The following is a 21,559-nucleotide window of genomic DNA, read 5'->3' as shown; positions in this document are numbered from 1 at the left end:
CAGGCCGGAATCAGGCCGGAAAAACAGCGCCGCCCCGGACCGCGAGATGCGGTCCGGGGCGGCGCTTTCGTGCGTCAGTGCGTCAGGCTGCGGTCGTCGCCGCCCGGCCCGATCTCGGCGTGTTCCTCGCCGTGACCGTGCCCGTGGCCGTCGTCCAGCGGGATCTTCTCCCCGCCGTACGCCTTCGACATCCGCCCGCGCAGCTTGCCCAGCGGGCCACGCATGCCCCTCGGCGGGATGCCCTCGGTGTCGGCGTCCACGTCGACCTGCGGGATCGCCTCCTTGCCCCGCAGGTGCGCCTCGATGTCCTCCGCCGCGGGCGTGTGGACCTCGATGAACTCACCGTGCGGCAGCCGCTTGATCACACCCGACTCCACGCCGTGCCCGATGACCGCGGCGTCGGAGCGCTGCAGTCCCAGACAGATGCGGTAGGTGATGATGTAGGCGATCACCGGGCCCACCAGCACCAGCACCCGGCCGATGTAGGTCGTCCAGTTCAGGCTGATCTGGAAGAAGGCCGAAATCTCGTCGTTGGCGCCCAGCAACCACAACACGCCGTAGAACGTGATGGCCGCCATGCCGATCGAGGTGCGGTGCGGGTTGTTGCGGGGACGGTCGGCGATGTGGTGCTCGCGGTTGTCGCCGGTCACCCACCGCTCCATGAACGGATACAGCGCCAGGCCCGTCATCACGATGCCCATCGGCACCAGAGCCGGGATGATGACGCTCAGCGGCAGCGTGCCGAACTCGCTGGTGCCGAACAGGTTGATCTCCCACGGCGGCATCAGCCGCAGCGAGCCCTCCAGGAAGCCCATGTAGAAGTCGGGCTGCGAACCCGCCGAGATGTCGGCAGGCGTGTAGGGGCCGAACGCCCAGATCGGGTTGATCTGCGCGAAGGTCGCCAGCCCGGCCACCACCGCGAAGGTGAACATGAAATAGGCGCCGGCCTTCAGCATGAACGCAGGGTAGAACGGCGCGCCGACCACGTTGTGGTTGTTTCGCCCCTTTCCCGGCATCTGCGTGTGCTTCTGCACCCACATCAGCACCATGTGCGCCGAGATCAACGCCAGCAGGATGCCCGGGATCAGCAGGATGTGCAGCGAGTAGAACCTCGCGATGACATCCTCACCCGGGTACTCCCCGCCGAACAGGAAGAAGGTGATGTACGTACCCACCAGCGGCAGCGAGATCGCCACACCCTCGGTGATCCGCAGACCCGCGCCCGACAGCAGGTCGTCGGGCAGCGAGTAGCCGGTCAGGCCCTCGGCCAGCGCCAGCGTCAGCAGCAGCACGCCGATCAGCCAGTTCAGCTCGCGCGGCTTGCGGTATGCACCCGTGAAGAACACGCGGAGCATGTGCACCATCATGCCGGCCACGAACAGCAGCGCCGCCCAGTGGTGGATCTGCCGCATCAGCAGACCGCCGCGCACCTCGAAGCTGATCTCCAGAGCCGAGGCGTAGGCCTCGGACATCACGACGCCCTTGAGCGGGTCGTAGGGACCGTCGTAGATCACGTGCATCATGCTGGGCTTGAAGAAGAACGTCAGGAACGTCCCGCTCAGCAGCAGGATGATGAAGGAGTAGAGCGCGATCTCACCCAGCAGGAACGACCAGTGGTCGGGAAAGATCTTGCGCATGTTGCGCTTGAGGAAGGTCCCCGCGCCGATGCGGTCGTCGAGGTAGCTCGAAGGACCCGCGATGGCCTTGGGAACAGCCGTCATCTCGCTCATGCCTGACCCCCTTCCCTTACCTTGGCCTCGGCGTCGCCGCGCTCCCAGAAGCTGGGGCCGACCGGCACGGCGAAGTCACCCTTCGCGATCAGGAAACCCTGCTCGTCGACGCCGATGGGCAACTGCGGCAGCGGCCTGGCGGCCGGGCCGAAGATGACCTTGGCGCCGTCTGCCGCGTCGAAGGTCGACTGGTGGCAGGGGCACAGGATGTGGTGCGTGGTCTGCTCGTACAGGGCCGCGGGGCAGCCGACGTGCGTGCAGATCTTGGAGTAGGCCACGATGCCGTCGTGGGTCCAGTTCTTGTTCACGCCCGACTTGATCTCTTCGGGCCTGAACTTGATCAGGATCAGCGTGGCCTTGGCCAGGGCGTTCATGTCGTGCTCGTAGCCCTCGGGCACCACCGAAAGGATGCCGCCTGGCGAGTTGAAGTCGGCGGCCCTGATCGGCTGACCGGTGCCCTCGACGACCAGCTTGAGCGGCTTGCCCTCCTTGGTCTTGCCACCCCACACCGTGTGCCGCAGCTCCTTGTGGAAGGCCGAGGCGGGCATCTTGGAGTTGTCGAGGTCACGCAGCAGGACCAGCGGGATCAGCCCCAGCGGGGCCGAGGCCAGCAGCAGCGTACGGCGCAGCAGCGGCCGCTTGACGAAGCCGCTCTCCTTGGCGCCCTGGACGAACGTCTCCGAGACGTAGGACCTGGTCGCCGAGTCGGTCGCCATCTCGTGGCGCTCCTGGATCAGCGTGTACTTCGGCATGACCTGGCGGACCCAGACGACGATGCCGGCCGCGAGACCGAGCAGCGCCAGCGTCAGCGGCGCGCCCAGCGCGAGGTTGGAGACCGCCGTGCTGTCGACGTCGCCCACCTGGAAGACCACGTAGTTGACGATGAACACGATGCCGGCGAGGGCGGTGATCGTGAAGCAGAGCGCCACGATCCTCTCGCCCTTGCGAGCCTTGGCCTCGTCGGGGTAGTAGACGCCGGGAACCTCGTCGTCGTCCTTCTTCTCCTCGGCGGGGATCATCGTGCTTCCCGGCGGAGGGGTGCCGATCACGCGCTTGGGGACGCGCTCGTCCGGCTGCTCGATCTCATGTTCGTTGTCTGTCATGACGCCTGTCGCTTCTTAGCGGTGATCCAGATGGCGGCCAGTACGAGGGCGCTGATACCCACGAGCCATGCGACGAGGCCCTCGGTGACCGGGCCGATGCGGCCCAGGCCGAAGCCGCCGGGGTCGGTCTGCTCCCGCACGTCCGTGATGTAAGCGATCATGTCCCGCTTCTCTTCGGGCGTGATCGTGGAGTCGTTGAAGACCGGCATCGCCTGCGGTCCCGTGGCCATCGCCTCGTAGATCTGGGTGGGCGTCGCCTCGTTCAGGTTGGGCGCGTACTTGCCCAGTGTGAGCGCGCCGCCCGCGCCGGTCCAGTTGTGACACTGGATGCAGTTGGCCCTGAAGAGCTCGCCGCCCCTGGCGACGTTGCCCTGCGCGGGGTCGACCGCGTTCTTGTCGGGGACGACGGGCCCGCCGCCGAGCGACTGCACGTAGGCGGCCAGCTGGCGGGTGGTGTCCTCGTTGACCCACGGCGCGACGGGCTTGCGCGGCGCCTGGGCGCCAGGGTTGGCGGCCGGCATGCGGCCGCTGCTCACCTGGAAGTCGACCGCCGCCGCGCCCACGCCGACGAGCGTGGGACCGGTGGACGTGCCCTCAGCATTGAGGCCGTGGCAGCTCGAGCAGTGCGCCTGGAAGAGGCTCTTGCCTTCTGCGACGTCGTCGGCCTTGCCGGACGCCAGAGCGGCGTCTGCCGGCCTGCTGGCCGGCGAGAGGAGGGTGTACACCCCCCCGACCAGCGCCAACGCGAAAAGCAGGACGGCGTATCTCGCGAGCGGATGCCGCCGCCGAGCGGTGATCCTAGTCACAGAGATCCCCGTTTCCTTACTGGATGATGTAGATGGTCGCGAAAAGGCCGATCCAGACGACGTCAACGAAGTGCCAGTAGTACGACACGACGATCGCGCTGGTCGCCTGCTCATGCGTGAAGCGCTTCGCGGCGTACGTGCGTCCCAGCATGAACAGGAACGCGATCAGACCACCGGTCACGTGAAGCCCGTGGAAGCCCGTGGTCAGGTAGAACACCGAGGTGTACGGGTTCGCGGAGAGCGTCGCGCCCTCGTGGGCGAGCTGCATGTACTCGTAGATCTGGCCGCCGACGAAGACGGCGCCCATGAGGAAGCTGACGAAGTACCAGAAGCGGAGCTTGCCGACCTGACCCTTTTCCGCGGCCCACACGCCAAGCTGACACGTCACACTCGACAGGACCAGGATGATCGTGTTGACCGTAGAGAACGGAACGTTGAGATGCGCCTCGGGCCAGGGCTTGCCCTCGCCGAGACTCACTGACCGGATGGTGAAGTACATCGCGAACAGCGCCGCGAAGAACATGAGCTCAGAGGACAGCCACACGATCGTCCCGACGCTGACCAGATTGGGCCTGCGGGACGAATGAGCTGTCGTCGTCGTTGTAATTGCGGATGCTGTCGCCACGGGCAGCATTATTGCGGCTCCAGTGGTCGGGTCGCCGCACGACCCCCCGTTAGTGGGTCCGAACCTGCCCTCAACCTGGAACAATTAGGGCAAAACGCCCGCCGAGCCCGGCGGCCTGGGTATCTGTGCAGGGGCACCGGTACGATCCCAGGTGACCATACCGCTACCACCGATAGTGAGCTGCGACCGTGAGCACCGACGACACGATGAGGGTCCTCGTCTACAGCGACGACGCGGGAACCCGCGAGCAGGTACGGCAGGCCATCGGGCGCCGTCCCGCGGCCGACGTCCCGCTGGTGGAGATCGTGGAGTGCGCCACCCAGCCCAAGGTCCTGCAGTTGCTCGACTCCGGCACCGTCGACGTGGCCGTACTCGACGGCGAGACCCAGCCCGCAGGCGGCATGGGCGTCAGCAAGCAGGCCAAGGACGAGGTCTACGACTGCCCGCCGATCCTGCTGCTCGTCGCGCGCAGGGACGACCGCTGGCTGGCCAACTGGTCGCGCGCCGACGCCGTCGTCTCGCAGCCGCTGGAGCCGATCGCCCTGGCCGACGCCGTCGCCGGGCTCATGAGACAGCGCGCCGCCACCCGACTCAACGCGAAGTAGGTTCTCCATGGACGCTCGCACCACCTGGCCCGCGCTGCTGTCGGCCCTCCTCTCGGGGGAACACCTGACCGCCGACGAGACGGCGTGGGCGATGCGGGAGATCATGTCCGGGTCGGCCACGCCTGCCCAGATCGCCGGGTTCGCGATCGCGCTGCGCGCCAAGGGCGAGACCGTCGCCGAGGTGACCGGCCTGGCGCGGACGATGCTGGAGCTGGCGACCCCGCTGAAGGTGGAAGGGCCCGTCGTCGACATCGTCGGCACGGGCGGCGACCGCGCCCATACCGTGAACGTCTCCACGATGGCCGCCATCGTGGCCGCCGCCGCGGGCGCGCGGGTGGTCAAGCACGGCAACCGCGCGGCCTCCTCCTCGTGCGGCGCCGCCGACGTCCTCGAGTACCTCGGCATCAGGCTCGACCTGCCGCCCGAGGCCACCGCCAGGGTGGCGGTCGAGGCGGGCATCGCGTTCTGCTTCGCGCCCGTCTACCACCCCGCGCTGCGCTTCGCGGGCCCGCCGCGCAAGGAGCTCGGCGTGCCGACGGTCTTCAACTTCCTCGGCCCGCTGACCAACCCCGCCCGCCCCTCCGCGCAGGCCATCGGCGTCTACGACGCGCGCATGCTGCCCGTCCTGGCCGGCGTCTTCGCCGAGCGCGGCGTCTCGGCCCTGGTCTTCCGCGGCGACGACGGGCTCGACGAGCTCACCATCGCCACCACCTCCACGGTGTGGGTGGTGCGCGACGGCGCGGCGACGCAGACGGTCTTCGACCCCGCGGTGCTCGGCATCGCGCGAGCCGAGGTCGGCGCGCTGCGCGGCGGTGACGTCGCCTTCAACGCCCAGGCCGTGCACGACCTGGTGCGCGGCGAGACGGGGCCGATCCGCGACGCCGTCCTGCTGAACGCCGCCGCCGCCCTGGTGGCCGCCGACGGCCCCGGCGACGACCTCGACTCGGCGATGATCGACGGCTACGCCCGCGCGGTCCAGGCCGTCGACTCCGGTCGCGCCGCCGCGACCCTCGACCGCTGGATCGAGGTCAGCCGCACGCTGACGCCCGCGTAGTCCGCCAAGCCCGCACGGTCCGCACGGTCCGCACGGCGGTGGAGCGAAGATCCGCCGCCAAGCGGATGTCAACCTCCTGGCCGGGGCCTACGCTCCCGGCCATGCCGCCTCTTCTGACCTGGCTGGCCACCGCCGCCACGGTCGTCCTGTGTCCCGTCGCGCTCCTGCTGCTGCGCTCCCGCCTCCGCCTGGCTGCCACGCTCTCCTCCGAGCGCCTGGCCGCCCGCGAGACCGTCGAGCGGGCCAGGATCATCCAGGAGCTGCACGAGGTGGTGGCCCACCACGTCAGCGTCATGACCCTGGGGGTCGGCGCGGGCCGCATGACCATGGAGAAGAACGCCCTGAGGGCCACGGACACGCTGAAGGAGGCCGAGGAGTCGGGCCGCCAGGCCCTGGGCGAGCTGCAGCGCATGCTGGGCGTGCTGAGCGCCTTCACCGGGGTCCCGCCCTCCAGGACGCCGCAGCCGCGCCTGACCGACCTGCCCGACCTCCTCGACGACGCGCGCCGTACCGGCCTGCGGGTGGAGTTCGTCCAGGACGGTCGCGCCGCCCCTGTCGCCCCCGGCGTGGAGCTGTCGGCCTACCGGATCGTCCAGGAGGCCCTCAGCGGCGCCTCGTCGGCCACCTGTGCCAGAGTGACCCTTCGATGGCGTCCGGGCTTCCTGGAGGTCCTGGTGACCGACGACGGCCCCTCCAGGGCGCCTGGCCTCAGCATGCGCGAACGCGCCGCTCTGCTCGGCGGCACCCTCACGACCGCGGACGGTCGCTCCGTGCACGCCAGCCTGCCGCTCGGCTGATCGGCGCCGGGGCCACCCGCCGCCCGCCCGGCCGGGCGGGCCGCAGGGCCGCACCTAGAGCGACTCGGTGATCCCCGACTTCACCGAGCTCCACTGCAACCACTGCTTCCAGTCCTCCTGCCAGTGGCCCCAGCCGTTGGTCGGCTCCAGCCTGCGCGGCGAGCCGGTGATGATGATCGGATCTCCGATCAGCGTGTTCTTGATGAACCACGCCGCGTTGGAGGGGCTGACGTTCACGCAGCCGTGGCTCACGTTGGCGCGGCCCTGCGAGCCCACCGACCACGGCGCGCTGTGGACGTACTCGCCGGAGTTCGAGATGCGGACGGTGTTGTAGACGGTCAGGCGGTAGTAGCCGGACTGGCCTGGACCGATGCCAGGAGAGGTCATGATGGTGACCGGCTCCCTGGACATCGCCAGGTGGATGCCGGAGGTCGTGTAGTACTTCCACGCCCCGCCCTGGCCGGCGCTCATCGGCATCTCCCTGACGAGCCTGCCGTCGCGCTTCACCTTCAGCACGTGGTTCTGCGTGCTCCCGCTGGTGATCTGCTCTCTGCCGATCTTGAAGTCGAGGACGTGGTCGCGCTTGCCGTACATGCCCTCCCCGCCGCGCACGCCGGCCAGGCGCGCCTCGAGGCGGACCCTGGTGTGCGCGGGCCAGTACTTCTTCGGTCTGAAGTCGACGTGCCTGTCGTCGAACCAGTGCCAGGCGCCCTCGACCGGCTTGGAGGTCTTCACGACGAGGTTGCGCTCGACCGAGACGCGGTCGGTGATGTCCTTGTCGAAGGTGATCATGATCGGCATGCCGACGCCGACGGTCAGTCCCGTGTCGTCCTTGTGCGGGGCGATGTACTCGATGCCGAAGGTGCTGTCGGCCTTGACCGTGGAGAACGTGGTCGTGGTCCGCGTCGTCTGGCCCACGGGGTTGGCCACGAGCGCGGTGACGGTGTAGGAGGCGCCGGGGGTGGCGTAGCGCTCGCTGCGCCACTGCGTGCCGTCCGCGCTGAGCTCGCCCGTCAGGGTGCCCGCCTTGCCGGTGACGGTGACGCTCCGCAGCGTGCCGCCCCTGGCCGCCACGAGCACGGTCTGGTCGGTCGGCACGTTGCCCGCCTTGTCGGCGGGCAGCACATGGACGCTCGCCGCCGGCGGCGCGGCGCTCGGCGTGGCCTGCCCCTCGGGCTTCTCGCTCCCCGCACAACCGGTCAGTACGGCGAGGGCCAGAACACCAGCCGATCCCTGAGTCAACCGCCCCACGAGAACTCCCCTCTCCGCAATCCCTCAGGCCCCGTTACTACCCTCCGTAACCGTTTTGCCATATCCGGTGCGCGGTAAAAAACGCCAAAAGCGGGCGCCCTTGGACAAGGGCACCCGCTTCAGCGTGGATGGGTCAGTGGGAGAAGTGACCCCGGTAGTACTGGAAGACGAAGCCGACCATCGCCATGATCACCATGAAGACGCCGATCAGGAACATCCACATGCCGATCACGAAGCCGACGAACGCGAACGCCGCCGCGAGGCAGACGAACAGCGGCCACCAGCTGCTCGGGCTGAAGAAGCCGATCTCACCGGCGCCGTCGCTGATCTCGGCCTGCTTGTTGTCCTCCGGCTGGGCGCCGATGCGGCGGGCCGTGAACATCAGGTAGTAGCCGATCATGAACGCGAAGCCGACCGAGATGGCCATGGCCGTGGTGCCGACGGGCTCCCTGGACCAGAACCAGTAGACGACGTCGACGCCGGCGAAGAACAGTCCGCAGAGCAGGAACAGCCAACCCTGGACCTTCATCGGGCTTCACCCTCCAGAGGCTTGGCCGACACGTGCGGGTAGTGGAGGTCGAACGCGGGGCGCTCGGACCTGATGCGGGGCAGCGAGGTGAAGTTGTGCCGCGGCGGCGGGCAGGAGGTGGCCCACTCCAGCGAGCCGCCGTAGCCCCACGGGTCGTCCACGGTGACCTTCGGCGCGCTGCGCCAGGTCTTCCAGACGTTGTAGAAGAACGGCAGCGTCGAGGCGCCGAGCACGAAGGCGCCCACCGACGAGATGAGGTTCAGGTCGGTGAAGCCGTCGGTCGGCGCGTAGTCGGCGTAGCGGCGGGGGAAGCCCACGACGCCCAGCCAGTGCTGCACCAGGAAGGTGGTGTGGAAGCCGACGAACAGCAGCCAGAAGTGGACCTTGCCCATCCTGTCGTTGAGCATCTTGCCGGTGAACTTCGGCCACCAGAAGTAGAAGCCCGCGAACATCGCGAACACGACGGTGCCGAAGACCACGTAGTGGAAGTGGGCCACGACGAAGTAGCTGTCGCTGATCTGGAAGTCGAGCGGCGGCGAGGCCAGGATGACGCCGGTCAGGCCACCGAGCAGGAAGGTGATCAGGAAGCCGATCGAGAACAGCATCGGCGACTCGAAGCTCAGATGGCCTCGCCACATCGTGCCGATCCAGTTGAAGAACTTCACGCCCGTCGGCACCGCGATGAGGAACGTCATGAACGAGAAGAACGGCAGCAGGACCTGGCCTGTGGCGAACATGTGGTGGGCCCACACGGTGATCGACAGACCGGCGATCGCGATGGTGGCGCCGACCAGGCCGATGTAGCCGAACAGCGGCTTGCGGCTGAAGACGGGGAGGATCTCCGTCACGATGCCGAAGAACGGCAGCGCGATGATGTAGACCTCGGGGTGTCCGAAGAACCAGAACAGGTGCTGCCACAGCATCGCGCCACCGGTCTCGGGGGCGAAGATGTGGGTGCCGAGCTTGCGGTCGGCCTCCAGCGCGAGCAGCGCCGCGGCCAGCACGGGGAAGGCCATCAGCACGAGCATGCTGGTCAGCAGGATGTTCCAGGTGAACATCGGCATACGGAACATCGTCATGCCGGGCGCGCGCATGCAGATGATCGTGGTGATGAAGTTCACCGAGCCGAGGATGGTGCCGAGACCGGACAGGGCCAGGCCCATGATCCACAGGTCGCCGCCGATGCCGGGCGAGCTGATCGCGTTCGACAGCGGGGTGTAGGCGAACCAGCCGAAGCTGGCCGCGCCGTTCGGGGTCAGGAAGCCGCTGACCGCGATGATGCTGCCGAACAGGTAGAGCCAGTAGCTGACCATGTTCAGGCGGGGGAAGGCCACGTCGGGCGCGCCGATCTGCAGCGGCATCAGCTCGTTGGCGAAGCCGGCGAACAGCGGCGTCGCGAACATCAGCAGCATGATCGTGCCGTGCATGGTGAACAGCTGGTTGAACTGCTCGTTGGTGGTGAGCTGCAGCCCAGGCTGCGCCAGCTCGGCGCGCATGATCAGCGCCATCACGCCGCCGATCAGGAAGAAGATGAACGACGTGATCAGATAGAGATGTCCGATGATCTTGTGATCGGTGGAGGACATCCACTTGGCGATCACCAGGCCCTTGCGGGTCGGCGGCGCCGTGACGGATGGAGCTTGAATGGCGGTCACTGGGGGCTCCCAGCCTGGGTCGTCATGTACTGGTCGAACTCAGCCTGCGAGACGAGCTTCACCCTGAAGAGCATGCGGCTGTGGTCGACGCCGCACAGCTCGGCGCAGCGGCCCGCGTAGGTGCCGGGCTTGTTCAGCGTGGTGATCTCGAACTTGTTCTTCTCGCCTGAGATGCCGGGGATCACGTCACGCTTGAACATGAACGCGGGGACCCAGAACGAGTGGATCACGTCGTCGGCGTCGAGCTTGAACTGGACCTGGGTGTTCACCGGGAGCACCAGCTCCGGCGCCTGGGCCGCCTGGTAGTCGCTCACCGGCATGCCGACGACCTTGGCGGTCTTGCCGCCGGCGTCGGTGGTGAAGCGCCAGCTCCACTGGAAACCTTCCACGTGGACTGTCACGGCGGGCGCGGCCGAGGTCTTGAGGATCTCGGTCTCGTCGCGGGCGGTGAAGAAGAAGAACACCGACACCATGACGAGCGGCACGAGCGTGTAGAGGATCTCGATCGGCAGGTTGTAGCGGACCTGCGGAGGGAGCTCGGCCGAGTTCTTGCGCCTGCGGTGGAAGACACACGCCCAGATGATCAGGACGATGACGACGAGTCCCGTGGCCAGAGCCGCGATCCACGCCCCGTTCCACAGGTTCGTGACGGTCTCGCCCTGCTTGGTGACGCTCTCCGGCAGGAGGCCACGCGACCAGTTGGCCTCGGGCACGTCATTTGCACAAGCCGTCGCGGAGGCCAGCAGCAACGCCAAACCGGCGGCGCTGGACACTCTGCGCCGGCCCAACGGACGCCGCTCAGTACGGCGGGTCGGACTCACGGATCGCCTACCCCACAGATGAAGCCCAGGAGTCTCTCCTGGGCGCTCGTATTTCCATATGCACAGCTGATTGCAGACACATTAGCGTGGGGGGTGGTCGGCTCCCCGCTCGCCCCCGTTAATGTCTCGATGTGGCGTACTTCGACGCGGCATCGACCGAGCCGCTGCACCCCCGAGCGCGTGAAGCGCTGATAACTGCCATGGATGCGGGCTGGGCCGACCCGGCGCGACTGTACGGCCAGGCCCGCCGTGCTCACCTGCTGCTGGAGCAGGCCCGCACGGAGGTGGCCGAGGCGCTGGGCGCGAGGCCCGACGAGGTCTCCTTCACCTCCTCGGGCACGCAGGCCGTGCATCTCGGCGTGCTCGGCACCCTACACGGCAGGCGCAGGGCCGGGCGTCACCTCGTGACCAGCGCGGTGGAGCACTCCAGCGTCCTGCACGCCGCCGCCGTCCACGAGGGCGAGGACGGCACGGTGAGCACCGTGGGCGTCGACCTGGCAGGTCGCGTGGATCTGGCGGCCTTCGGCGCGGCCGTCGCCATGGAGGGCACCGCCCTGGCCTGCCTGCAGACGGCCAACCACGAGGTCGGCACGCTGCAGCCGGTGGAGCGGGCGGCCGCGATCTGCAGGGAGCACGGCGTGCCGCTGCTGGTCGACGCCGCCCAGAGCGCGGGCCGCCTGCCGATCCCCCAGGGCTGGTCGGTGCTGACGGCCAGCGCGCACAAGTGGGGAGGGCCCGCGGGGGTGGGGGTGCTGGCCGTGCGGAAGGGAACCAGGTTCCGCTCCTTCCTGCCCGAGGACGAGCGCGAGCGCCGGAGGGTGCCGGGCTTCGAGAACGTCCCCGCGGTCGTGGCGGCCGCAGCCGCGCTGGTGGCGGTCAAGGAGGAGGCCGAGAGGGACAACGCCCGCCTGTCCGCCCTGGTCGACGTCATCAGGGAGCGGGTGCCCCAGGTGGTGCCCGACGTGGAGGTCATCGGTGACCCCGTCGACAGGGCGCCGCACATCGTGACCTTCTCCTGCCTCTACGTCGACGGCGAGGCGCTGCTGACCGAGCTCGACAAGGCCGGCTTCGCCGTATCGTCCGGCAGCTCGTGCACGGCTAGTACGCTTCGTCCATCGCATGTTTTGGAGGCGATGGGCGTGCTTACGCATGGAAACGTCCGGGTATCGCTGCCCAGGGGCGCTTCCGCGGCCGAGGTCGACAGGTTCCTGACCGTCCTTCCCGACGTGGTGCGCCGGATCCGTCAAGACGCAGGAGTCGCATGACAGTCGCAGCTCAGCCGGCCCTGACCATCGACGCGCTCGGCAAGAAGTGCCCGATCCCGATCATCATGCTCGCCGAGCAGATCAACTTCGTGCCGCTGAACGCCGTCGTCGCCGTCCTGGCCGACGATCCTGCCGCCTTCACCGACGTGCCCGCCTGGTGCAGGCTCAAGTCGCATCCGCACGTGGGCACCTACGAGCTGCCCGGCGGCGGCTGGGCGATCCACGTGCGCCGCAACTACTGACCGGACGGCCACGCGGCCAGGGGTCGTGAGCCGCGCGTAGATGGGTACATCCCCGACGGAAAGTCATCGACTTCGGGGGGATTCAGATGACCAGCGGACATCCGCACGAGACCGCGCGCGACCTCATGAACCCGGGCGTGGAGTGCATCGCCGCCCACGAGACCCTGGACAGGGCCGCGCAGATGATGCGCGACATGAAGGTCGGCGCGCTGCCCATCTGCGGCGAGGACGACAGGCTGAAGGGCATCATCACCGACCGCGACATCGTCGTGAAGTGCGTCGCCGAGGGGCACGACCCCTCCACGGTGACGGCCGCTCAGATGGCCACAGGGCTGGTCTGGGTGGCGGCGGACGCCACGGTCGAGGAGGCCCTGACGCGCATGGAGGAGAACCAGATCAGGCGCCTGCCCGTGATCGACAACCACCGGATCATCGGCATGATCAGCGAGGCCGACCTGGCCAAGCACCTGCCGGACGACCAGCTCGCCGAGTTCATGCACCGCATCTACGCGCCCTGAACGCCTCCGCGGCCCGGCGTGACGGCGGGCAGCGCGCTCCCGCTGGAGCACGCGTGAGGGACGGACGGCCACCGGTGACCCCGGTGGCCGTTGTTTCGCGTGCCGTAAGCCAAGAGAAGGATCAGGCGTGGTGGCAGCGGATGTGCGCGGCCACCTCGTCTGCGGCCTGCTGCCCGTAGGCGGCGGCGAAGCGGTCGAGGAAGACCTTCTGGCTCAGCTCGTACTCCTGGCAGCCCACGCGCTCCAGCACGTGCGTGGCGGTGAGGTTGCCCACCTGCCCCGCCCGCTCCAGCGTCAGGCCCCAGGCCACGCCGGACAGGAACCCGGCCCTGAACGCGTCGCCCACGCCCGTGGGGTCGGCCTTGCCCAGCTCCGGCGCGGGGGTCACGTGGACGGACGGCTCGCCCTTGCGGTCGATGACCGCGCCCTTGGGCCCGAGGGTGGTGACGCGCACGCCGACCCTGTCGAGGACCTCGGCGTCGGACCAGCCGGTCTTCTGCTCGATGAGGCCCTTCTCGTAGTCGTTGGAGAACAGGTAGGCGGCGCCGTCGACCAGCTGGCGGATCTGCTCGCCCGACATGCGGGCCAGCTGCTGGGAGGGGTCTGCGGCGAACGGGATGCCGCGCTGACGGCACTCGTCGGTGTGGCGCAGCATCGCGTCGGGGTCGTTGGGGCTGATCAGCACCAGGTCGATCCCGCCGACGCGGTCGGCGATGGGCTTCAGCTCGATCAACCGCGCCTCGGCCATCGCGCCGGTGTAGAAGGAGGCGATCTGGTTGTGGTGCTCGTCGGTCGTGCACAGGAAGCGCGCGGTGTGGTGGGTCTCGGAGACGTGCACCGAGTCGCAGTCGACCCCGTGCCGCTCGAGCCACGAGCGGTAGTCGGCGAAGTCGGCGCCGACCGCGCCCACGAGGATCGGGCCGAGGCCGAGACAGCCCATGCCGAAGGTGATGTTGGCCGCGCAACCACCACGCCTGACCTGCAGATCGTCGACGAGGAACGACAGGGATACCCGGTCGAGCTGATCGGCGATGAGCTGGTCCCCGAAGCTGCCGGGGAAGGTCATCAGATGGTCTGTCGCGATGGAGCCGGTGACGGCGATGCGCACGGGATTCTTCTTCCTCGTTGTCAGCAAGCCAATGAGCCCCAAGAGAATACGCGAAGGTCCCGCCCGCACAAAGACGGACGGGACCCTGCGGCGCCCGGCTAGTTGAACGAGTCGCCGCAGGCGCAGGAGCCCGTGGCGTTGGGGTTGTCGATGGTGAAGCCCTGCTTCTCGATCGTGTCGACGAAGTCGATGGTGGCGCCGATCAGGTAGGGCGCGCTCATCCTGTCGGTCACGACACCCACACCGTCGAAGTCCGAGACGATGTCGCCGTCCATCGACCGGTCGTCGAAGAAGAGCTGGTAGCGCAGGCCGGAACAGCCACCCGGCTGCACGGCAACGCGCAGCTGCAGGCCCTCTTCACCCTGCTGCTCCAGCAGGCTCTTGACCTTGGCCGCGGCCGCGTCGGTCAGGACCAGGCCCTGCGTCGTGGTCTCGCTGCTCTCAACCGTCATGTGCTGACTCCCGCGTCTGGATCAGCCGCAGTGTCACGGCTGTCTGTTTCTGACGTCCTACTTAGACGCTACCAACACCCGGCGACCGCTATGCATTCCGCTGACGTGAGGTTGTGGCCAAGGACCCGGAATAAATCCCCCCAAGGCGTGTGTCATCATTAGTCGTCACTTCGACGATAAGGGGGTACGGCCATGGCCACCCAGACTGGGCTGCCGCTCTTCGTCCTCGGGCAGGACACCGATCCGCACAGCGAGAAGGGGGTCGACTGTCCTGGCGAGCTTCCCGCCGCCTCCGACCCCGGACTGGTGGAGCGTGCGCGCAAGGCCAAGGAGGCGCTGGGCGACAGGCTGTTCGTCCTCGGCCACCACTACCAGCGTGACGAGGTCATCCAGTTCGCCGACGTGACCGGCGACTCCTTCAAGCTGGCGCAGCAGGCCGCCGCCCGTCCCGAGGCGGAGTACATCGTCTTCTGCGGCGTGCACTTCATGGCCGAGTCGGCCGACATCCTCACCGGCGACGCGCAGAAGGTGATCCTGCCCGACCTGGCCGCGGGGTGCTCGATGGCCGACATGGCCACCTTCGACCAGGTCGAGGAGGCGTGGGAGATCCTCGAGGACGCCGGCATCGCCGACACCGTGGTGCCTGTCACGTACATGAACTCCAGCGCCGACATCAAGGCCTTCTGCGGCAGGCACGGCGGCACGGTGTGCACCTCCTCCAACGCCAAGCGGGCGCTGGAGTGGGCCTTCGAGCAGGGCGAGAAGGTGCTCTTCCTGCCCGACCAGCACCTGGGCCGCAACACCGCCGTGCTGGAGATGGGCCTGTCGCTCGAGGACTGCCTGGTCTACAACCCGCACAGGCCGCCGTCCGCCGAGGAGCTGCGCAGGGCGAAGATCATCCTGTGGAAGGGCCACTGCTCGGTGCACGGCCGCTTCACCGCCGACTCGGTCGACGACGTACGGCGCCGCATCCCCGGCGTCAACGTCCTGGTCCACCCCGAGTGCAAGCACGAGGTGGTGCTCAAGGCCGACCACGTGGGCTCGACGGAGTACATCATCAAGAAGCTCGCCGAGGCCCCCGCGGGCTCGAAGTGGGCGGTCGGCACCGAACTGAACCTGGTCAAGCGCCTCGGGCAGATGTTCCCCGACAAGAGCGTCTCGTTCCTCGACAAGACGGTCTGCTACTGCTCGACCATGAACCGCATCGACCTGCCGCACCTGGTGTGGGCGCTGGAGTCGCTGGTGCTCGGCGAGGTCGTCAACCAGATCACGGTCGACGCCGACACCACCCACTGGGCCAAGGTCGCCCTGGACCGCATGCTGGCCCTGCCGTAGCACCCGTCGGCGCCCGGCCCCCGACGAGCGAGGGCCGGGCTCCTGGCGCCTAGACGAGTGAGTAGACGACCCGGACGTGGACCGAGAGGTTCTGCCGTCCGGGGCTCACCGAGGACCTGTCCTCGGCGGCCGCTCCCGCGAAGGCCATGGGGTGCGGCCCTCCCACGACCTCGTCGCTGATGAGGACGACCTCGCCGAGCCTTCGCCCCGCCAGCTCGGCGAACTGCCTCGCCTTGGTCTGGGCGTCCTTGAAGGCGGCGGCTCGGGCCTTCCTGAGCAGCGCGGCGGGATCGGACACCTCGAAGGAGACCCCGTTGAGCCTGACCTCCTCACCGACCGCGACGGCGGCGTCGATGATCCGGTCGGCCTTGTTCAGGTCGCGCACGACCGCCTCGACCCCCTGGGAGGCCCGGTAGCCCGACACCTTCGGGTAGGTCTCGTACTCGGGGCCGAGGGAGAGCTCGCTCGTCCGCAGGTCCTTGGCGGCCACCCCCGCCTCGAGCAGGGCCTTCGTGAGCTTGGCCGCGGCTGCCCTGACGGCCTTGAACGCCTCGCCCGCGCTGGCCGCGCGCACCTCGACGCCCGCCGATAGGCGCATGACGTCGGGAGTGGCGGAGATGACGCCCTCTCCGACCACCGAGATCCGTTTGCTCGTCTCGTCCACAACCACCCTCGCAGGTTCCGCGGTCGCCGCCCTGGCGAGCCCGCCGAGCATGCCCATTCCCGCGAACACGACGGCCGAGGCCGCGAGCGCGTGTGTCAGTCTGATCATGTGGGACATGTCACCATCACGCCCCGGCGGGCTGATGGATCGACCCGGCCGCTTGACTAGATCATGGAATGGTCTGCCCACCATCGCAACAGTTTGGTCTCGCCATCCATGCGCTGCCGTTCGAGCTCGCCTCTGTGCCAGATCAGCAGCAGCAGCTCGGCGGCGGTGTCGGCGTGCAGCGTGGCGCTCGCCCGCGCCGCCGAGCGCTCGTAGGCGAACCCCTCGGGCCCGAGCGTGATCAGCCACGCCGCGCCCGAGCCCGTCCTCCACGAGATCGTCTCTCCGTCGCCTGTGAGCTCGCGCACCTCGGGGCGCCATCTGGCGTACGGCAGGATGTCGAGGAACTCCTCCACCCCGTCGACCGCCACGTCCTCGGGGATGTCGAATGTCACGCCCAGGGCCAGCGCGGCGTCCGCGTGGTGCACCACGGTCTCGTGGAGCTGCCTGCGCGACCAGAACCGCACGTGCCTGTCGCCGCCCCACGCCCACATCGGCGCGTCACCGGGGTGCGCGGTCAGCGCCTCGTCCAGCAGCCCCGCCCCCTCGCGGAGCCATCCGGCCAATTCCCCGTCCGCGAGCCCGGCGAAGCCGGCCTCGAGCGCCGCCCTGTCGTACCGTTCGGCCGCCAGCTCGCCCACCATGAGCGCGGCCCACCGGTGGACCCCGCCGGTGTGCGTCACCAGCTGCCGCAGGTCCCATCCTGGGCAGGTCGGCACCTGCGTCGTGAAGTCGGCGCCCTCGACGGTCCCCGCCATCCGCTCGATCTGCGTGACCGCAGCCGCCGCGTACCGCTCGTGGGTCCAGTCCACCATGCCGCCTCCCAGTTCCTGCCCGGTTTCACGCCGATCGTGCCATCCCTGGGCGGGCGCGGCTAGCCCGGCACGCGCGGCTCCTGGCAGGCCTCCACCACCGCGGCGCGCCGCTCCGCCTCGCCCGCCACCACGACCAGGCGCGCTCCCAGGCACTCCGCCAGCCGCGCCGCGCACTGGCCCCCCGTGCTGATCACCGTGACAGGCACGGAGGGGACCGGATGCTCCCGCCTGACCTCCTCCAGGTCCGCCGCCATCTCGCCCTTCGCCAGCCACTCCCCCGCCGCGGCGGCGACCACCCTGCCCGTGCGGTAGACGCCGTGGGGGTCGGCGAGCCCGGTGCGGAGGGTGTGCGCCAGCCAGCCCAGCGTCCTGGCCAGGGCGGTCGCCCCCCACGTGGCGCCGAGGGCGGGCGCCCACGCGCGCAGGCCGCCCGCCCACGCGATGTTCGGGCCCCGCTCGCACGCGGGATCGACGAGGACGAGACGGGCCACGCGCAGCGGATGCAGCCTGGCGAAGGCCTCGGCGTGCCAGGCGGCGACCGAGCGCGCCACGACGGTCGCCCGTTCGGAGCCGGGCACGAGCGCGGCCAGGCGGGCGGCTTCGCCGTACAGGGTGGGCGGGGTGGGCACGGCGGGGCTGAGCCCGAGACCTGGCCGGTCGAAGCGGAGGACGCGGTTCCCCTCGCGAAGTCCCTCGGCGACGGCCTCCCACTGGTACCACGCGCCCGCCGGCCCCGAGCTGAGCAGCACGACATGGCCCGACCCCTCGTCGACGACATGGACGGGGCCGCTGTCCGGGGAGGGCGTGGCCTCGACCAGGAGCCTCGCGGCCAGGTAGAGCAGCCAGACGGCGACGAGCGTGACCTGCACGCGCTGGGCGAGTCCCGCGTACCTGCCCACGGCGTCGGCGACGTGCGTGGCCATGGTGGCCGCGCACGTGGCCGTGGTGAGCAGCCAGGTGAACGTGCTGCGCCATCGCGCGCTCAGCACCACCATGGCCACCAGCACGGCGGCGTTGGCGGCCACGCCCGCCGCCACGTGCGCCCGATGGGCGAAGGAGAGCGGCCCTCCGCACCCGGCGCAGTCGAGCGGGAACAGCCCTCCGACGGCGGTGCAGAGCCCGAACATCGCCATCGCCAGCCAGCCCTGCCACTCCTCGCGCACCCTGATGACGAGGGCGACCCCCGCCATGCAGGCCAGGCCCGCCACCGTGTCGCACGCCCTGAACAGGGCCGACCACTCCTGGTCGGCGACTGTCAGCTGACCGACCAGGCGGTGCAGGTCCAGTGCCTGGCTGGTGAACTGGCCCGGCATCCACGCGCTGACGAGGACGGCCACGACGGCGAACACGCAGGCGGCCGCCAGGCTGAGTCGTCGCTCCATGTGATCATTACATCACCAAGCGTACAAACGCCCCATCCCGGGGTACTGGTTACAGACCGGGCGCGCCCCACACGGGGAACCAGCGCGACAGATCCTCCTCGATCTTCAGCTCGCCGGTGAGCGCGCCGCGGGCCTGCAGTTCGAGCGCGTTGTCCCTGAGCTGCCCCCCCAGGGGCGCGAAGGGGTAGAACGTGCCGCGTTTGTAGAGGTAGACGATGGCCAGCCTGCGGCCCTGCGCGTCGGTGAAGGACACCAGCGAGCACAGCAGCGAAGGGCCGAAGCCCGCGTCCTCGAGCGAGGAGTTGACCGCGTGCAACTCAGTGACCAGGTCGGAGAGCGCGTCGGGCGCGCGCCTGACCACCAGCCACGAGTAGCCGTAGACGTCCTCCGACTCCTCCACCCGCTCGCCGAGCAGCGCCTTGACGTCGCCGTGAAGCGTGGCGAACGCCCCTCCCTCGGCCGCCCTGTAGCTGACCGAGCCCACCCCCGTCGGCGCCAGCCCGGTGGCGGCCTGCAGGGTGACGGCCGCGGACGGCAGCGCGAACAGCGCGTCGAGGTCAGGCTGGACCGGCTTGGTCCTGCCGAGGATCACATCGAGCCAGCTCATGGTCAGCCCCTCCCGAGTTGCGCGGAGATCTTCGCCAGGTTCTCCAGCCTGCGCTGGAGCGGCGGGTGCGTGGAGAACAGACCCGCCAGCGTGTGCCCCTGCTTGAGCGCGGGGGCGAAGTAGAAGGCGTTGAACGGCTCCGCCTCGCGCAGGTCGCGCGTCGGGATCCGCGCCATCTCGCCGCTCACCTTGGTCAGCGCGCTGGCCAGCGCGGACGGCTGCTGCGTCAGCAGCGCCCCCGCCCTGTCGGCGGCCAGCTCCCTGTAGCGCGACAGAGCGCGCGTCAGCAGGAAGCTGACGGCGTAGACCAGGATCGAGGCCAGCATGACGATCAGGCCGATGGGCAGCCCGCCCTGGTTGCCGTCGCGGCGGCCGCCGAGCCCTGAGTAGAGAGCGAACCTCGTCATGAGCCCGGCCACGATGCCGAGGAAGGAGGCGATCGTCATGACCGCGACGTCGCGATGCGCAACATGCGACAGCTCGTGGGCCAGGACGCCTTCCAGCTCCTCCGGCTCCAGCCGTCGCAGGATGCCTGTCGTCACGCAGACGACGGCCTTCTTCTGGTTGCGTCCCGTGGCGAAGGCGTTGGGCACGTCCGAGTCGGCGACGGCCACTCTCGGCTTGGGCATGTCGGCCATCGCGCAGAGCCTGTCGATCAGGCCGTGCAGTTCGGGAGCCTCCTGGGGCGAGACCTCCCGCCCGCCCATCGCGAACAGGGCGATGCGGTCGGACAGGAAGTACTGCGCCAGAAGCATGACACCGGCGATCAGTAGCACGCTCAGCGCCCGCACGCCCAGGGCGATGAGGGCGCCGACGAAGACGACGTAGAGCAACCCGAGCAGGAACAACGTCACGACCATGCGGCTGGTGAGGCCGCGGTCCGACGCGAACCGGGTGCTCACGGGCTAACCCGGGATGAGCCCCGAGTCGCCCAGCATCTCCCGGACTTCCTCGATCGAGGCGTCCGCGGGGGGAAGGATCAGCTCGGACGGCTCCAGGCTGTCGTCGGGCAGCGCCTTGCCCACGTGGCGCACCTTGTCGAGCAGAGCGTGAAGCTTGTCACGGAACTCGGGTTCGTTGTCGGCCTCGATGGCCGCCTCGAGCTCGCTGTCGAGCTCGTTGAGCACGCCAAGGTCGCCGTCGGCGATCTGGACCTGCCCCTCACCCATGATTCTGACGATCATGCGGGCTCCCCTGGCTGGCGCAGCTGCTGGGTCTGCGACTGCGGCTGGGGCTGGGCCTGCGGCTGCCCCTGCTCGATGGAGGGCTGGGGAGCGGGGCCCTGACCGAGCTCGGCCTTCATCCTGGCGAGCTCGAGCTCGACGTCCCTGCCGCCGCCCATGCGGTCGAGCTCGGCCTGGATGTCGTCGTTGCGGCTGCCGCTGAAGTCGTCGAGCGCGCCGCTGGCCAGCAGCTCGTCGATGGCTCCCGCGCGGGCCTGCATCTGCGCGGTCTTGTCCTCGGCCCGCTGGATGGCCAGACCGACGTCGCCCATCTCCTCGGAGATGCCGGAGAAGGCCTCGTTGATGCGGGTCTGCGCCTCGGCGGCGGTGTAGGTGGCCTTGATGGTCTCCTTCTTGTGGCGGAAGGAGTCGACCTTGGCCTGGAGCCGCTGGGAGGCCGTGGTGAGCTTCTCCTCCTCGGCCTGCAGGTTGTCGTGCTGGACGCGCAGGTCGGCGATCTGGGTCTGCAGGCTGGAACGACGGCTCAACGCCTCACGCGCCAGGTCCTCACGACCGACAGACAGCGCCTTGCGGCCCTGGTCCTCAAGGCGGGTGGCCTGCTGCTCGATCTGGTTGATCTGCAGCTCCACCCGCTTGCGCGACGTGGCGACGTCCGCCACTCCCCTGCGCACCTTCTGCAGCAGCTCGAGTTGCCGCTGGTATGAGTAGTCAAGGGTCTCGCGCGGATCCTCCATTTTGTCCAGGGCCTTGTTGGCCTTGGACTTGAAGATCATCGAAAGTCTCTTCATCACGCTCATGCGCGTCGGCCGTCCCCTTCTTAGGTCGTGCTGTGGTCACCCAGTGCAGCGCAGCCGCCTTGGGATTACCCTACGCATAACGCACGGGGGCGTCACTAAGTTGCACGCC

General features: G+C 69.0%; 24 protein-coding genes. 7 read left to right on the top strand and 17 right to left on the bottom strand.

Annotation, left to right across the window (positions count from 1 at the left end; genetic code table 11):
• Window positions 1-74: 74 nt before the first annotated feature.
• Genes qcrB through ctaE form a run of 4 tightly spaced genes read right to left on the bottom strand, consistent with a single transcriptional unit; the run spans window position 75 to window position 4,273 of the window.
• Entirely contained in the window at window positions 75-1,730 is a 1,656-nt protein-coding gene (gene qcrB, locus FHR33_RS38760; RefSeq protein ID WP_183658752.1) for a cytochrome bc1 complex cytochrome b subunit, read from the bottom strand.
• Entirely contained in the window at window positions 1,727-2,833 is a 1,107-nt protein-coding gene (gene qcrA / locus FHR33_RS38755; protein WP_183658750.1) for a cytochrome bc1 complex Rieske iron-sulfur subunit, read from the bottom strand. The genes qcrB and qcrA overlap by 4 nt, the downstream gene beginning before the upstream one ends.
• Window positions 2,830-3,639, bottom strand: a complete 810-nt coding sequence (qcrC, locus tag FHR33_RS38750; protein WP_183658748.1) for a cytochrome bc1 complex diheme cytochrome c subunit — start codon at window positions 3,637-3,639, stop codon at window positions 2,830-2,832. Before qcrC ends, qcrA begins: the two co-directional genes overlap by 4 nt.
• Window positions 3,640-3,655: 16 nt before the next feature.
• Window positions 3,656-4,273 (bottom strand): aa3-type cytochrome oxidase subunit III, encoded by a 618-nt coding sequence (ctaE, locus tag FHR33_RS38745; protein WP_183658745.1) that lies wholly within the window; start codon window positions 4,271-4,273, stop codon window positions 3,656-3,658.
• Window positions 4,274-4,470: 197 nt separating this feature from the next.
• On the opposite strand from ctaE, the gene FHR33_RS38740 reads away from it, so the two are divergent.
• The 3 genes from FHR33_RS38740 to FHR33_RS38730 all read left to right on the top strand — a co-directional run bounded on the left by FHR33_RS38740 (window position 4,471) and on the right by FHR33_RS38730 (window position 6,720).
• On the top strand, window positions 4,471-4,869 hold the full coding sequence (locus FHR33_RS38740) for a DNA-binding transcriptional response regulator (RefSeq protein ID WP_183660552.1): 399 nt from the start codon (window positions 4,471-4,473) through the stop codon (window positions 4,867-4,869).
• Window positions 4,870-4,876: 7 nt separating this feature from the next.
• Window positions 4,877-5,923 (top strand): anthranilate phosphoribosyltransferase, encoded by a 1,047-nt coding sequence (trpD, locus tag FHR33_RS38735; protein WP_183658743.1) that lies wholly within the window; start codon window positions 4,877-4,879, stop codon window positions 5,921-5,923.
• A gap of 101 nt (window positions 5,924-6,024) precedes the next feature.
• Window positions 6,025-6,720 (top strand): sensor histidine kinase, encoded by a 696-nt coding sequence (locus FHR33_RS38730; protein ID WP_183658741.1) that lies wholly within the window; start codon window positions 6,025-6,027, stop codon window positions 6,718-6,720.
• A gap of 54 nt (window positions 6,721-6,774) precedes the next feature.
• Here FHR33_RS38730 and FHR33_RS38725 read toward each other — a convergent pair whose 3' ends face one another.
• The 4 genes from FHR33_RS38725 to ctaC form a co-directional block, all read right to left on the bottom strand.
• Window positions 6,775-7,971 (bottom strand): L,D-transpeptidase, encoded by a 1,197-nt coding sequence (locus FHR33_RS38725; RefSeq protein WP_183658739.1) that lies wholly within the window; start codon window positions 7,969-7,971, stop codon window positions 6,775-6,777.
• Between the two features lie 133 nt (window positions 7,972-8,104).
• Entirely contained in the window at window positions 8,105-8,500 is a 396-nt protein-coding gene (locus FHR33_RS38720; RefSeq protein WP_183658737.1) for a cytochrome c oxidase subunit 4, read from the bottom strand.
• The gene (gene ctaD / locus FHR33_RS38715) at window positions 8,497-10,155 is read right to left on the bottom strand and encodes an aa3-type cytochrome oxidase subunit I (protein ID WP_183658735.1); all 1,659 of its coding nucleotides are present in this window, start codon (window positions 10,153-10,155) and stop codon (window positions 8,497-8,499) included. The genes FHR33_RS38720 and ctaD overlap by 4 nt, the downstream gene beginning before the upstream one ends.
• The gene (gene ctaC, locus FHR33_RS38710; protein ID WP_312895917.1) at window positions 10,152-10,910 is read right to left on the bottom strand and encodes an aa3-type cytochrome oxidase subunit II; all 759 of its coding nucleotides are present in this window, start codon (window positions 10,908-10,910) and stop codon (window positions 10,152-10,154) included. Before ctaC ends, ctaD begins: the two co-directional genes overlap by 4 nt.
• A 197-nt stretch (window positions 10,911-11,107) precedes the next feature.
• On the opposite strand from ctaC, the gene FHR33_RS38705 reads away from it, so the two are divergent.
• The 3 genes from FHR33_RS38705 (at window position 11,108) to FHR33_RS38695 (ending at window position 13,001) form a co-directional block, all read left to right on the top strand.
• On the top strand, window positions 11,108-12,241 hold the full coding sequence (locus FHR33_RS38705; protein WP_183658731.1) for a cysteine desulfurase family protein: 1,134 nt from the start codon (window positions 11,108-11,110) through the stop codon (window positions 12,239-12,241).
• Complete coding sequence (locus FHR33_RS38700; protein ID WP_183658729.1) at window positions 12,238-12,483, top strand: sulfurtransferase TusA family protein; 246 nt, start codon at window positions 12,238-12,240, stop codon at window positions 12,481-12,483. The genes FHR33_RS38705 and FHR33_RS38700 overlap by 4 nt, the downstream gene beginning before the upstream one ends.
• Before the next feature lie 86 nt (window positions 12,484-12,569).
• Window positions 12,570-13,001 (top strand): CBS domain-containing protein, encoded by a 432-nt coding sequence (locus FHR33_RS38695; protein WP_183658727.1) that lies wholly within the window; start codon window positions 12,570-12,572, stop codon window positions 12,999-13,001.
• A 121-nt stretch (window positions 13,002-13,122) separates the two neighbouring features.
• On the opposite strand, the gene FHR33_RS38690 is transcribed toward FHR33_RS38695, so the two are convergent.
• Together FHR33_RS38690 and erpA are read right to left on the bottom strand one after the other, a co-directional pair.
• Window positions 13,123-14,109 (bottom strand): carbohydrate kinase family protein, encoded by a 987-nt coding sequence (locus FHR33_RS38690; RefSeq protein WP_183658725.1) that lies wholly within the window; start codon window positions 14,107-14,109, stop codon window positions 13,123-13,125.
• 98 nt (window positions 14,110-14,207) lie between these two features.
• On the bottom strand, window positions 14,208-14,561 hold the full coding sequence (gene erpA, locus FHR33_RS38685) for an iron-sulfur cluster insertion protein ErpA (protein ID WP_183658723.1): 354 nt from the start codon (window positions 14,559-14,561) through the stop codon (window positions 14,208-14,210).
• Between the two features lie 192 nt (window positions 14,562-14,753).
• Between erpA and nadA the strand changes: the two genes are divergently transcribed.
• On the top strand, window positions 14,754-15,896 hold the full coding sequence (nadA, locus tag FHR33_RS38680) for a quinolinate synthase NadA (RefSeq protein ID WP_183658721.1): 1,143 nt from the start codon (window positions 14,754-14,756) through the stop codon (window positions 15,894-15,896).
• 49 nt (window positions 15,897-15,945) lie between these two features.
• Here nadA and FHR33_RS38675 read toward each other — a convergent pair whose 3' ends face one another.
• Genes FHR33_RS38675 through FHR33_RS38645 form a run of 7 tightly spaced genes read right to left on the bottom strand, consistent with a single transcriptional unit; the run spans window position 15,946 to window position 21,450 of the window.
• Window positions 15,946-16,668 (bottom strand): SIMPL domain-containing protein, encoded by a 723-nt coding sequence (locus tag FHR33_RS38675; protein ID WP_183658719.1) that lies wholly within the window; start codon window positions 16,666-16,668, stop codon window positions 15,946-15,948.
• A 56-nt stretch (window positions 16,669-16,724) separates the two neighbouring features.
• Entirely contained in the window at window positions 16,725-17,480 is a 756-nt protein-coding gene (locus FHR33_RS38670) for a maleylpyruvate isomerase family mycothiol-dependent enzyme (protein ID WP_183658717.1), read from the bottom strand.
• A gap of 59 nt (window positions 17,481-17,539) precedes the next feature.
• The gene (locus FHR33_RS38665; RefSeq protein WP_183658715.1) at window positions 17,540-18,862 is read right to left on the bottom strand and encodes an alpha/beta fold hydrolase; all 1,323 of its coding nucleotides are present in this window, start codon (window positions 18,860-18,862) and stop codon (window positions 17,540-17,542) included.
• Between the two features lie 49 nt (window positions 18,863-18,911).
• The gene (gene pspAB, locus FHR33_RS38660; protein ID WP_183658713.1) at window positions 18,912-19,469 is read right to left on the bottom strand and encodes a PspA-associated protein PspAB; all 558 of its coding nucleotides are present in this window, start codon (window positions 19,467-19,469) and stop codon (window positions 18,912-18,914) included.
• 2 nt (window positions 19,470-19,471) lie between these two features.
• Window positions 19,472-20,371, bottom strand: a complete 900-nt coding sequence (gene htpX, locus FHR33_RS38655; protein ID WP_183658712.1) for a zinc metalloprotease HtpX — start codon at window positions 20,369-20,371, stop codon at window positions 19,472-19,474.
• Window positions 20,372-20,374: 3 nt separating this feature from the next.
• The gene (gene pspAA / locus FHR33_RS38650) at window positions 20,375-20,653 is read right to left on the bottom strand and encodes a PspA-associated protein PspAA (RefSeq protein WP_183658710.1); all 279 of its coding nucleotides are present in this window, start codon (window positions 20,651-20,653) and stop codon (window positions 20,375-20,377) included.
• The gene (locus FHR33_RS38645; RefSeq protein WP_183658708.1) at window positions 20,650-21,450 is read right to left on the bottom strand and encodes a PspA/IM30 family protein; all 801 of its coding nucleotides are present in this window, start codon (window positions 21,448-21,450) and stop codon (window positions 20,650-20,652) included. The genes pspAA and FHR33_RS38645 overlap by 4 nt, the downstream gene beginning before the upstream one ends.
• Between the last annotated feature and the right edge of the window lie 109 nt (window positions 21,451-21,559).

It is taken from the genome of Nonomuraea dietziae (assembly GCF_014195505.1).
Taxonomy (GTDB): domain Bacteria; phylum Actinomycetota; class Actinomycetes; order Streptosporangiales; family Streptosporangiaceae; genus Nonomuraea; species Nonomuraea roseola.
Note: the sequence above shows the minus strand (reverse complement) of the source record. Positions and strands in the feature narration are given on the sequence as shown.